Origin of the sequence: Pseudomonas sp. Pseusp97, assembly GCF_047304025.1 — a bacterium.
In the GTDB taxonomy this organism is placed as follows: Bacteria; Pseudomonadota; Gammaproteobacteria; order Pseudomonadales; family Pseudomonadaceae; genus Pseudomonas.
On record NZ_JBGLYK010000199.1, the window covers coordinates 1 to 10,593 of the forward strand.

12 protein-coding genes are annotated in these 10,593 nt (G+C 66.9%); 6 read left to right on the forward strand and 6 right to left on the reverse strand.

What is annotated here, in order from left to right; translation table 11 throughout:
- Positions 1–149 precede the first annotated feature (149 nt).
- On the forward strand, positions 150–938 hold the full coding sequence (locus ACCC94_RS23700; RefSeq protein WP_413352048.1) for an SDR family NAD(P)-dependent oxidoreductase: 789 nt from the start codon (positions 150–152) through the stop codon (positions 936–938).
- A gap of 1 nt (position 939) precedes the next feature.
- Here ACCC94_RS23700 and ACCC94_RS23705 read toward each other — a convergent pair whose 3' ends face one another.
- Both ACCC94_RS23705 and ACCC94_RS23710 read right to left on the reverse strand, forming a co-directional pair.
- The gene (locus tag ACCC94_RS23705; RefSeq protein WP_413352050.1) at positions 940–1,230 is read right to left on the reverse strand and encodes a putative quinol monooxygenase; all 291 of its coding nucleotides are present in this window, start codon (positions 1,228–1,230) and stop codon (positions 940–942) included.
- Between the two features lie 303 nt (positions 1,231–1,533).
- Positions 1,534–2,964, reverse strand: coding sequence for a PLP-dependent aminotransferase family protein (locus tag ACCC94_RS23710; RefSeq protein WP_413352052.1), 1,431 nt, complete (start codon positions 2,962–2,964; stop codon positions 1,534–1,536).
- 149 nt (positions 2,965–3,113) lie between these two features.
- Here ACCC94_RS23710 and ACCC94_RS23715 point away from each other — a divergent pair, with 149 nt between their 5' ends.
- The gene (locus tag ACCC94_RS23715) at positions 3,114–3,554 is read left to right on the forward strand and encodes a carboxymuconolactone decarboxylase family protein (protein ID WP_413352053.1); all 441 of its coding nucleotides are present in this window, start codon (positions 3,114–3,116) and stop codon (positions 3,552–3,554) included.
- A gap of 134 nt (positions 3,555–3,688) precedes the next feature.
- On the opposite strand, the gene ACCC94_RS23720 is transcribed toward ACCC94_RS23715, so the two are convergent.
- Together ACCC94_RS23720 and ACCC94_RS23725 are read right to left on the reverse strand one after the other, a co-directional pair.
- Positions 3,689–4,882 (reverse strand): YbfB/YjiJ family MFS transporter, encoded by a 1,194-nt coding sequence (locus ACCC94_RS23720; RefSeq protein WP_413352054.1) that lies wholly within the window; start codon positions 4,880–4,882, stop codon positions 3,689–3,691.
- Positions 4,879–5,751 (reverse strand): LysR substrate-binding domain-containing protein, encoded by an 873-nt coding sequence (locus tag ACCC94_RS23725; protein WP_413352056.1) that lies wholly within the window; start codon positions 5,749–5,751, stop codon positions 4,879–4,881. Before ACCC94_RS23725 ends, ACCC94_RS23720 begins: the two co-directional genes overlap by 4 nt.
- A gap of 113 nt (positions 5,752–5,864) precedes the next feature.
- On the opposite strand from ACCC94_RS23725, the gene ACCC94_RS23730 reads away from it, so the two are divergent.
- Complete coding sequence (locus ACCC94_RS23730; RefSeq protein WP_413352057.1) at positions 5,865–6,923, forward strand: NAD(P)H-dependent flavin oxidoreductase; 1,059 nt, start codon at positions 5,865–5,867, stop codon at positions 6,921–6,923.
- Between the two features lie 278 nt (positions 6,924–7,201).
- Here the strand turns inward: ACCC94_RS23730 and ACCC94_RS23735 are convergent, their stop codons facing one another.
- The gene (locus tag ACCC94_RS23735; protein ID WP_413352058.1) at positions 7,202–8,095 is read right to left on the reverse strand and encodes a DMT family transporter; all 894 of its coding nucleotides are present in this window, start codon (positions 8,093–8,095) and stop codon (positions 7,202–7,204) included.
- A 268-nt stretch (positions 8,096–8,363) separates the two neighbouring features.
- On the opposite strand from ACCC94_RS23735, the gene ACCC94_RS23740 reads away from it, so the two are divergent.
- Positions 8,364–9,161 (forward strand): AraC family transcriptional regulator, encoded by a 798-nt coding sequence (locus ACCC94_RS23740; protein WP_413352059.1) that lies wholly within the window; start codon positions 8,364–8,366, stop codon positions 9,159–9,161.
- A 4-nt stretch (positions 9,162–9,165) separates the two neighbouring features.
- Here ACCC94_RS23740 and ACCC94_RS23745 read toward each other — a convergent pair whose 3' ends face one another.
- Entirely contained in the window at positions 9,166–9,702 is a 537-nt protein-coding gene (locus tag ACCC94_RS23745) for an RNA polymerase factor sigma-70 (protein WP_413352060.1), read from the reverse strand.
- 345 nt (positions 9,703–10,047) lie between these two features.
- Here ACCC94_RS23745 and ACCC94_RS23750 point away from each other — a divergent pair, with 345 nt between their 5' ends.
- Together ACCC94_RS23750 and ACCC94_RS23755 are read left to right on the forward strand one after the other, a co-directional pair.
- Positions 10,048–10,266: an MbtH family protein gene (locus ACCC94_RS23750; protein WP_413352061.1), complete on the forward strand. Its 219-nt coding sequence runs from the start codon at positions 10,048–10,050 to the stop codon at positions 10,264–10,266.
- Between the two features lie 3 nt (positions 10,267–10,269).
- A partial coding sequence (locus ACCC94_RS23755; protein ID WP_413352062.1) for a thioesterase II family protein occupies positions 10,270–10,593 on the forward strand: 324 nt, incomplete at its 3' end.

Sequence of the window (10,593 nt, forward strand, 5' to 3'; positions counted from 1 at the left end):
CCTTGATCGAGTCCTGGCCGAAGCAGACGTTCATGCCGGCGCGGTCAAGTTCGGCCACGCGGGTCACGCCGCGGCGTCATCTATCCTGATCCGTCCATGGCCTGCGGCGCTTCGGCAGGTCGCCTTCCTCGCCATTGCGGAGACACATCATGAACCTGCACCTGTCAGACAAGCTCGCCCTGGTCAGCGGTTCGACCAAGGGCATCGGTTTTGCCATCGCCCAGGGCCTGGCCCGCGAAGGGGCGCGGGTGATCCTCAATGGTCGTAGCCAGGCCTCGGTGGACGATGCCCTGACGCGCATTCGCGCCGGGCAGGGCGATGCGAAGGTGGAAGGGTTTGCCGGCGACCTGTCCGATCCGCAGCAGATCGCCGCGCTGGTCCAGCGTTACCCGGCAGTGGATGTGCTGGTGAACAACCTGGGCATCTTCGATCCCAAACCCTTCGAGGAGATTCCGGACGAGGAGTGGGTGCGCTTTCTCGACGTCAACCTGCTGTCCGGGGTGCGCCTGTCGCGCGCGTACCTGCCAGGGATGAAGCAGAAGGACTGGGGGCGGGTGGTGTTCATCAGCAGCGAGAGCGGCATCCAGATTCCCGTGGAGATGATCCATTATGGCGTTACCAAGACCGCCCAGCTCGGCCTGTCCCGCGGGCTCGCGGAAAGTTGCGCGGGCACCGGGGTGACGGTGAACGCCGTACTGCCGGGGCCGACGGCGTCCGAGGGGGTGGGCGACTTCGTCGACAAGCTCTCCGGCGGCCAGCCGTTCGAGGAGTTCGAGGCGGAGTTCTTCCGCACCGCGCGTCCGGGTTCGTTGCTGCAGCGCTTCGCGCGCCCGGAGGAGATCGCCAATCTGGTGCTTTATGTCTGCTCGGAAGCTTCGTCTGCCACCAATGGTGCAGCGTTGCGAGTCGACGGCGGGCTGGTGCGTTCGGCCTTCTGAGTCAGTCGGCGCTGCGGCTCTCGAATGCCAGCTCCAGCGCCAGGTCTCCGCAGCCGAGCTGGTTCAGCCACCGCTGGGCTTTCGGGCTGGACAGGTGCGCATCCAGCTCGGCCTGGCTGGCCCAGCGGGTGAGCAGCTGCCAGCGGTCGGCGGCCAGCGCCTGCAACTCGCTGCCCTGGCAGCCGGGTTGCCGGCGGACCTGTGAGATCAGTCGATGGAGATGCTCGCCCAGCGCGGCAGCCCGGCCGGGAAACGCCTGGACGCGCACGATGGCAATGGCGGACGGGGACATGGCGAGGCTCCTTCGGGCTGGTGTGGCTATTGGGTGCTGATGCCGGAGTCCGGTAAAGACCGGAACCGGCTTTCAAAACCGATGCGGGAAGAGTACGGGCCCGCCGCTGGCGGCTGAACCGCCAATTCCCAGGAAAACCACAGGGCCAATACGCGTGATTTGAACTCACCCAGCAGAGCCGGCGACCGCTTATCGGTACGGGCCGCTTTTCGTAGGAGCGAGCTTGCTCGCGAACCCACTCCACAGCAGGGGCTATTCGCGAGCAAGCTCGCTCCTACAGTCCATATCCTTTGACCGGGCGGCTCAGGTCAGCTGCTGCAACAGGTCCCGAACCTTGTCCAGCGCCGGGTCGATATCCAGCGTGTCGATGGCGCCGAAGCCCAGCAGCAGGCCGTCGCGCACCGGCACCTGGTGATGGAAGGGCGCCAGCCCGTAGAGGCCGACCTCTACCTTGCGCGCCAGCTCGCAGAGCAGCGTCACGTTGATCGGCTCGCGCAGCAGAGCGGTGAGGTGGAAGCCTGCCACCGAGGGCACCGTTTCCAGCCAGGGCGACAGGTCGCCCGTCAGTCGCGCCAGGATGCGTTCGCGGCGGCCGGCGTAGATGCCGTGGCAGCGGCGGATGTGCTTGAGCAGGTAGCCCTCGCTGATGAACCTTGCCAGCGCCCACTGCGGCAGCGTCGAGCTGTGCCAGTCGGAAATCTGCCGCGCCCGCACCAGCGCCGGGAACAGGCTCGGCGGCGGGATCAGGTAGCCCAGGCGCAGTTCCGGCAGCAGCACCTTGGAGAAGGTGCCGATGTAGGCCACCACGCCATGGCGGTCGAGGCTCTGCAGCGCGTCGGTGGGCCGGCCTTCGTAGCGGAATTCGCTGTCGTAGTCGTCCTCGATCACCAGTGCGCCCAGCTCCAGTGCGCGTGCCAGCAGCGCCTCGCGGCGCGCCGGGCTCATCGGCATGCCCAGCGGGAACTGGTGCGACGGCGTGGTGTAGATCATCCGCGTGCCGTCGGGGATCTGCTCGACGCAGATGCCCTCGGCGTCCACCGGCACGCTGGCGACTTCGGCGCCCAGGGTCTGGAAGATCAGCCGCGCCGGGGTGTAGCCGGGGTCTTCCATGGCGACCTTGTCACCGGGGCGCAGCATGACGCGGGCGAGCAGATCCAGCGCCTGTTGCGCGCCATTGCAGACCATCACGTCGTCCAGCTGGCAGTTCACGCCGCGTGCGTAGGAGATGTGCCGGGCGATGCCGTCGCGCAGCGGGGCGATGCCTTCGGGTGCGCTGTAGTGCCCGCGCAGCCCGGTCATCTGGCGCATCGCATGGTTTACGCAGCGCCGCCATTCCTCCTGGGGGAACTGCAGCTGCGTGGTGGCGCCGCCGATGAAATCCGCCTTGGCGGAACCCGCGCCCGGGTGGCGCAGGCGCGTGTCGAGCTTGGCCCAGCGCTCGATGTTGTCCTGGCTGGCGAAGCGCACGCCGTCCCGCTGGCGGTCGTGGCGCGGCAGGTGAGTGTTGACGAAGGTGCCGCTGCCGATCCTGCCGACCAGCACGCCTTCGTAAGTGAGCTGGGCGTAGGTGTCGGAGATGGTCTTGCGCGAGATGCCCAACTGCTCGGCCAGCAGCCGGCTGGGCGGCAGCCGGGCGCCGGCGGCGAGACGGCCGGAATCGATGGCTTCGCGCAACTGGCGATAGAGTTGCCCGGCGAGATCCTTCTGGCCGTGGATGATCAGGTGCAGCTCCAAGGACGAACTCCGCAGGGTCTGGGCAGTAGCGCAAGCGTAACGCCGGCTTGGTGTGCGGTGAAGTTGCGCGGTGGAAATTCACCGGATTGGCCACCTGCCGCCCGCGAAGTACGGCGCACAATGGCCGGGTCAACCTCTGGAGTGCCGTCATGGAGCCGCGTCTGGATTACTACATCGCCTCGCCGGAAGCGCTGAAGGCGGTACTGGCGCTGGAGGCCGCCATCTTCGAGCTGTCTCTTGAGAAACCGCTGCTGGAGCTGGTGCGGCTGCGCGTGTCGCAGGTGAACAACTGCGCCTTCTGCGCCGACATGCACGCCATGGAAGCGCGGCGCAACGGCGAGACCGAGCGGCGCCTGTTCGCCGTCAGCGTCTGGCGCGAGTCGCCATTCTTCACCGAGCGCGAGCGGGCGGCGCTGGCCTGGTGCGAGTCGGTGACGCTGCTGTCCGAATCCAAGGTGCCACTGGAGGTCTTCCAGCTCGCCCGCGAGCAGTTCAGCGAACGGGAACTGGTGGACCTCACCGTGACCATCGGCGCGATCAATGTCTGGAACCGTCTGGGCGTTTCGTTTCGCCAGCAGCCGCCTGCCTGAGCTGCACAGTGGTAGGGCGCATAACGCGCCAGCGTTATCCGCCGCGAGGTGGCAGGCGGATAACCTGTTCCAGGTTATGCGCCCTACATGGGCTGGCCGCGTTGCGGTAGGAGCGAGCTTGCTCGCGAACGGATTTACCGGCAGCTACGGTGTTGAGGCTGTTCGCGAGCAAGCTCGCTCCTACAGGTCTCCTTTCGGCGCAATGGCAGGCAGCAGAGTGCACCTACCAGCAGAGCACTCGCCGCAGCCCCCAGCGCCGGGATGAAGCTGCCGGTCAGCCCGCGCAACGCGCTGGCCGCCAGCGGCCCGACGATCTGCCCGACGCCATACAGCGCCGTCATCGCCGCGAGCATGTTGAAACGCACCTGCGCGGCCACCGCGCGGGCCGCCGGCATGGCGATGGTCACCGTGCCCATGAAGCTGCCGCCCACCAGCACCGCGCTGCCCAGGTAAAGGATGGCGGAGTCGCCCAGCGCGGGCAGCATCACCCCCACCGCCTGCACCAGCAGGTTCAGCGCCAAGGCGCGCCGGCCGCCCAGCTTCAGGTGCAGGCGATGCCAGAGGAAGCACGAAGGCGCAGCCCCCAGGCCGAACGCGGCCCAGACCTGCAACGCGTCGATGGCGCCCAGCCCGCTCTTCATCAGCAAGGGCAGGTATGTCGCGGTGATGATGTAGCCGAAGCCGGCCAGCCCGTAGACCAGCAGGATGATCGGCGCGGACAGCTCTGGCGCCGGTCCCGTCCCGTTCACTGTGTTGTGATGCGGGGTGGCGGGCGCTTCTCGGCCGAGCGCAGGCGCGGCCAGCAGCGACAGCACCAGGCCGGCCAGCGCCAGCACGCACCAGATCGCCGCGCTGCCCAGGCCGAAGGCGTTGCCGGCGGCGATCAGTTCGGCCGAGGCGAGAATTCCAATCCCCACCCCGGCAAACATCATCGGCGCGCCGTGGCTTTCGCCCATGCTCTGCAACAGCCATTGCGCAGCGCTGACCAGCACCATGGCGGTGAGTACGCCGGCCAGCAGGCGCACGCCAATGGCGAACCAGGACGGCGCGGGAATGGCCATGGCGGCGAGGGTGGCCAGGGTGCCGACCAGGGCGATCACGCAGATGCGCGCAGCATGACGTTCATGACTGCGTGCCAGCAGCAACGCCCCGAGCAGGTAGCCGGCATAGTTGGCTGAAGCGGCCAGGGAGCCGCCGTCGACGCTGAGCACGCCGTCGCGCACCATCAGCGGGTAGAGCCCGGTGAAGGCGAAGCGGCCGAAGCCCATGCCCACGGCCAGGATCAGTGCCGCCGACAACGCGGCGGGCAGCCGGCCGGTGCGCGTCATTGGCGTACCTCCAGCGTTTCCCGCCAGCGCTGGAAGGCGCCGGTGGCGTAGCCTTCGCGCCAGATCAGCAGGGTGTCCACTTCCATCAGCGGCACCGCCTGCAGGGACGGCATGTCCGGCTGCAGCTCCAGCACCGAGCGCGGCAGTACGCCGAAGCAGGAGCCGGCGTTCACGCAGGCGATAATGCCGTGGTAGGAGCCCACTTCCTGCACGGCGAGCGAGGCCCCCTTCAGCCAGCGCTCGAGCAACTGGCGGTAAGTGCAGCCGCGGGCGAAGCCCACCAGGGTGCGGATCTGTACATCCTCGGGGCGATTGACGGGCGGGTGATCGCCCGGCAGGACCAGCAGCAGTTCCTCGCGAAACACCGGTTCAGCGCACAGGCCCCGTTCCAGCAGCGATTCGAAGCCCGGTGCGGCGTGGAGGATGTCCGGGTGGGAGATCAACGCGCAGTCCAGCTGGCGGTCCAGCACCTGATTGATCAGCTTCTGGCTATGCCCCGTGCTGACGTGCAGTTCCACTTCCGGATACGCGCGATGGAAGCGCGCAAGGATCGCTGGCAACCGGCTGGCTGCGGCCGCCTCCATGCTGCCCAGGCGCAGGCTGCCGGCAGCGCTCTGCGGGTGCAGCGATTGCCGCGCTTCGCTGGCGAGGGCCAGCAACTGCTCCGCGTAGCGGAGGAATTCGCGGCCCTGGTCGGTCAGCGTCATGCGCTTGCCGTCGCGCAGGAACAGTGCTGCACCGAGGTCTTCCTCGAGCTGGCGGATGCGCGTGGTGACGTTGGATTGCACGCGATGCAGACGGGCAGCGGCGCGGGTAACGCTTTGCTCCTCGGCCACGCAACGGAAGATTTCCAGGCTGGAGAGATCCATCATTAATCTTCAATAGAGAACAAGTTGCCGTTAATATTCTCTTTGTGAGATTGTTGGTCAAGTGCAAATCAGCCAGGCGTACCCGTCGCCGGCTTCGACCCGAGGACCTTGTCATGCGCATCACCGAACTGCTCGGCATCCAGCACCCCATCATCCAGGCGCCCATGGTCGGCGTCTCCACACCGGCGCTGGCCGCTGCGGTGTCCAATGCCGGCGGGCTGGGTTCCATCGGCCTGGGTGCGAGCAACGTGACGCAGGCCCGCGCCCTGCTGGAGCAGACTCGCGCGCTGACCGACAGGCCGCTCAACCTCAACCTGTTCTGTCATCGCCCCGCTGTTGCCGACCCGGCCCGCGAGGCCGCTTGGCTGGAGTACCTGCGTCCACTGTTCGCCGAGTTCGATGCGCAGCCGCCGACGCGGATCACCGAGATCTACCGCAGCTTCCTGGCTGACCCTGAGATGCTGGAGTTCCTCATCGAGGCGCGTCCGGCCGTGGTCAGCTTCCACTTCGGCCTGCCGCCGCAGGAGTGGATCGGCCGCCTGAAAGCCGCGGGAATCCGCCTGCTGGCCACCGCCACCTGCCTGGAAGAAGGTCGCGCCATCGAGGCGGCGGGCATCGACGCCATCGTTGCGCAAGGTTATGAAGCCGGCGGCCACAGGGGCGTGTTCGAGCCGGAAAAGGACGCGCGCATTGGCACCTTCGCGCTGGTCCGCACGCTGGTGAAGGGCACCGGGCTTCCAGTGATCGCGGCGGGCGGGATCATGGACGGGCAGGGCATGCGCGCGGTGTTCGAGCTGGGCGCACAGGCGGTGCAGATGGGCACTGCCTTCATTGCCGCTGACGAATCCTCTGCCAACGCCGCTTTCAAGGCGGCGCTGCGTGGTGAGCGTGGGGAGCGTACCGAGGTGACGGCGGCGATTTCCGGCCGCGCCGCGCGGGGCATGGTCAACCGACTGTTCACCGACGTGGGCAGTGCCGATGCACCGTTGCTGCCGGACTACCCGATCACCTATGACGCCGCCAAGGCGCTGACCGCCGCGGCGACCGCCAAGGGCAACAGCGATTTCGCCGTGCAATGGGCCGGGCAGGGCGCTCCGTTGGCGCGGGAAATGCCGGCGGCGGAGCTGGTTTCCACCCTCATGGCCGAGTTCCGCGCCGGCACAGACCTGTAGGAGTGGACCTTGTCCGCGAATTTCTCATACGAATCATCCGCCTGCCGGCGGATCGCGGAGAAGCTCCGCTCCTACGGGAGCGGCCGTTGGCGCGAACAGGTTATGCGCCGGTCCACTCGCGCCGAATGACGCTGGCGCGTCAGGCGCCCTACGAGACGGATGGCGAAGTTCCGCGCCGGCACGAACTTGTAGGAGCGAGCTTGCTCGCGAACCGCTTGATGCCGGTGCCTGAGGGAAATCCGTTCGCGAGCGAGCTCGCTCCTACGAGAGCATCCGAGTCAGCGGGCGCTGACGGCAGCGGCGGGCTTCTCCCGAGGCCGCCACAGCTCGGCTAGCAGGACGCCGGCCAGGGTCAGCGCGCCGCCCACCAGGTGGTAGCTGGTCAATTGTTCGCCCAGCACCATGGCGGCGATGGCGGCGGTCAGCACCGGCAGCAGGTTGAAGAACAGCGACATGCGGCTCGGCCCTATGCGCTGCACGCCCTGCATCCACGCCAGCGCGCCGACGATGGAGGCGAGCAGCCCGGCATACAGCACCAGCGGCAGGTTGGCGGCGTTCAGGCCATGATGCGGCGAGGCGACATACAGCGGCGCCAGCGCGACGATGGCCACCAGCACCTGCAGGTACAGCATCAGCAGCGGCGGCAGTGGCAGGTTCCACTTCTTCAGCAGCACGCCGTACACGCCGTAGGCGAGGGTGGCGACGATCATCATGCCGTCGCCCAGGTTCACGCCGTGGCTGATCAGTTGCCGCGGGTTGCCCTGGGTGATCACCAGCAGCACGCCGCCCAGCGAGACCAGCGCGCCCAGCAGTGCAGCGACGCTCAGCTTGTGGCGCAGCAGGACACCCGCCAGCGCGAGGGACATCAGCGGCATCAGCGAGAGGATGATGCCCATGTTGGTCGCCGAGGTGAGGGCGGCGGCGTAGTAGGCCAGGCACTGGTAGACGGCCATGCCGAGCAGGCCGAGGGTGACGATCTTGGCCAGGTTGGCGCGGATCACCGGCCAGTGGGCCAGCGTGGCGCGCAGCAGGAAGGGCGTCAGCAGCGCGCCGGCCAGCACCCAGCGGAAGAAGCCGATCTCCGCCGGGGCGATCTGCCCCACGGCGAGCTTGTTGACGACGGTATTGCCGGACCAGATGACCACGGCCAGCAGGGGGAACAGGTAATTCATGGGATTCTTGCAGGTCTCAGGTTGACTTCGGAGTGGCGGCTGTTTCCCTCTCCCCAGCCCTATCCCTGAAGGGAGAGGGAGCCGTTCGGCGCCCAGCGGATCCGTTGAATTAGCCGGCGAGCGCTTGGCTATCCGACACCTCAGGACAGTCCCCTCTCCCTTCAGGGAGAGGGTCAGGGAGAGGGCGCTCTACGATAGGGCAGCATTCTCCCCTCGTCCGAAACCAGACGTATAATGAAAACCGGACAATCCACCCCGGCATTCGGACATGACCCGCGCACTGCCGCTCCCGCTTCCCGACATCGACCAGTTGCCCGCCGAGCTGTACTTCCGCTACGACGAGTTCGACGCCGGCACCCATTCGCCCAGCCATCGGCACGCCTGGGGCCAGCTCAACTATGCGTCCCACGGGGTGATGGAGCTGGAGGTGGACGGCGAGCGCTTCCTCTCGCCGCCGCAGTACGCCGTTTGGGTGCCGCCGGGCCTCGAACACAGCTGCTACAACCGCCAGGCCATCATCTACCGCTCGCTCTACGTGTCCGCCGAGCTGGCGCGCAAGCTGCCGCAGAACCCCTGCACCCTGGCCATCAGCGACATTCTCAAGGCGATCCTCTCCGACTTCGCCGCGCGCGGGGTGAATATCCCGCAGAGCGCCGCCGACCAGCGCCTGGCCGACGTGGTGATCGATCAACTGCAGGCCGCGCAGCCCCACGACGACTACCTGCCGTACGCCAGCTCAGGCGCGCTGGGCGAAGTGCTGGCCGCACTACAGGCCGAGCCCGGCGACAATCGTACCCTCGCGCAGTGGGCCGAGCGCGTGCACAGCACCGAGCGCACCCTGGCGCGGGCCTGTCAGCGGGAGTTGGGAATGTCGTTCGGCGAATGGCGCCAGCGCCTGCGGTTTCTCGCCGCCATCGAGGCACTGGCATCGGGGGAAGGGGTACAGCAGATCGCCTTCAACCTGGGCTACAGCAGCCCCTCGGCGTTCATCGCGATGTTCCGGCGGCTGTCGGGCACCACGCCGGAGCAGTATCGACTGACCTTCCGCGCCCTGGCGGAAGGCTGAGGGCTCAGGCCTTGCCGTCTTCCAGGCCCTTCAGGGTCTTGCGGCAGTGGACCAGCGCATCGCGCACCATGAAGTTGACCAGGGTCGGCGAAACGCCCAGTTCCTCGGCGATCTCCTTCTGCGTGCGGCCGTGCAGACGATACATCTCGAAGGCATAGCGGGTGCGCTCGGGCAGGGTCTGCAGCGCGCTGGAGATGGCTTCCAGGGTCTGCCGGTCCTCGTGCTCGATCTCCGGTGACGCGGACGCCGTCGCGATGTGCATGCCTTCTTCCTCGCTACCCGAGTAGCGCTTCTCCAACGCCTGGCGGCGGTAGAGATCGATGGCCAGGTTGCGCACCACGCGCATCAGATAGCCGCTCTGCGACTGGATGGCGGGAGTGAGGTCGCTCGCATTGAGCTTGATGTACGCATCGTGCACCACGTCTTCGGCATGGCTGCGGCAGCCGAGGATGCGTGCGGCCGCATTGATGAAGGTCTGCCGGTGGGTGGCGAACAGCTCGTGGAGAGCGGGGCGCGGCTCGGCGGGCATTGGCTTGGACATGCAAGGTTTCCTATGCGGCGGCGGAGGCGGGGACGTCCACATGGGTTGAGGCGGTCAATCTAGATCAAATGATAATTATTATCAATTTATTCGGAAGAGTCCGACATTCGCTCTGGAACAGGGTTCCCACACCAGTGTGAAGATTTTTCATTCGCATCCATTCGTCAGTTCTCTCGGCACTCGGGGAAGGACAAGCCAGGAAATTTCGCCGGCGCATATCTTATGAGAATTAGTCGCATACGAGAACACTAACTATTTCATTGCCTCCCTCGTCTTCATGGCAGAGCTGGAAAACATCGGTAATGGCCGGTGGCCGGCATCCCATACAGCTGAAGGAGAAGGGCGATGGCGTTCGATCGCGAAGATGCGGTTTACAAGGTGCTGGTCAACGGCGAAGAGCAATACTCGTTGTGGCCGGACTACAAGGAAGTCCCCGCCGGTTGGCGCGAAGCCGGCCAACGCGGCAGCAAGGCCGACTGCCTGGCTTTCGTCGAAGCCAACTGGACCGATATGCGCCCGCTCAGCCTGCGACAGAAGATGGACGGGCCGGCGGCGGGGCAGTAACCGATGCTGCGCCTGTTCTGCCTGCCGTATTCCGGCGCCAGTGCCATGGTCTACGCGCGCTGGAAGCGCCAGTTGCCGGGTTGGATCGACGTCTGCCCGGTGGAGCTGCCCGGCCGTGGCCGGCGCTTCGCCGAAAGCCTGCACACCGACCTGCGCGCCCTGGCCAGCCAATTGGCGGACGAGATCGCCGCGCGCCTGGACCAGCCCTACGCCCTCTTCGGCCATAGCCTCGGCGGCCTGCTGGCCTTCGAGCTGGCCCATGCGCTGCGCGATCGCGGCCTGCCTATGCCGCAGGCGCTGTTCGCCTCGGCGGCCCCAGCGCCGGCA

Excerpts from the sequence above, each read along its gene's own strand:
- ACCC94_RS23740 (WP_413352059.1), top strand. The coding sequence starts at position 8,364 with ATGACCCGCGCACTGCCGCTCCCGCTTCCCGACATCGACCAGTTGCCC.
- ACCC94_RS23715 (WP_413352053.1), top strand. The coding sequence starts at position 3,114 with ATGGAGCCGCGTCTGGATTACTACATCGCCTCGCCGGAAGCGCTGAAG.
- ACCC94_RS23725 (WP_413352056.1), bottom strand. The coding sequence starts at position 5,751 with ATGGATCTCTCCAGCCTGGAAATCTTCCGTTGCGTGGCCGAGGAGCAA.
- ACCC94_RS23745 (WP_413352060.1), bottom strand. The coding sequence starts at position 9,702 with ATGTCCAAGCCAATGCCCGCCGAGCCGCGCCCCGCTCTCCACGAGCTG.
- ACCC94_RS23750 (WP_413352061.1), top strand. The coding sequence starts at position 10,048 with ATGGCGTTCGATCGCGAAGATGCGGTTTACAAGGTGCTGGTCAACGGC.
- ACCC94_RS23705 (WP_413352050.1), bottom strand. The coding sequence starts at position 1,230 with ATGTCCCCGTCCGCCATTGCCATCGTGCGCGTCCAGGCGTTTCCCGGC.
- ACCC94_RS23720 (WP_413352054.1), bottom strand. The coding sequence starts at position 4,882 with ATGACGCGCACCGGCCGGCTGCCCGCCGCGTTGTCGGCGGCACTGATC.
- ACCC94_RS23700 (WP_413352048.1), top strand. The coding sequence starts at position 150 with ATGAACCTGCACCTGTCAGACAAGCTCGCCCTGGTCAGCGGTTCGACC.
- ACCC94_RS23730 (WP_413352057.1), top strand. The coding sequence starts at position 5,865 with ATGCGCATCACCGAACTGCTCGGCATCCAGCACCCCATCATCCAGGCG.
- ACCC94_RS23735 (WP_413352058.1), bottom strand. The coding sequence starts at position 8,095 with ATGAATTACCTGTTCCCCCTGCTGGCCGTGGTCATCTGGTCCGGCAAT.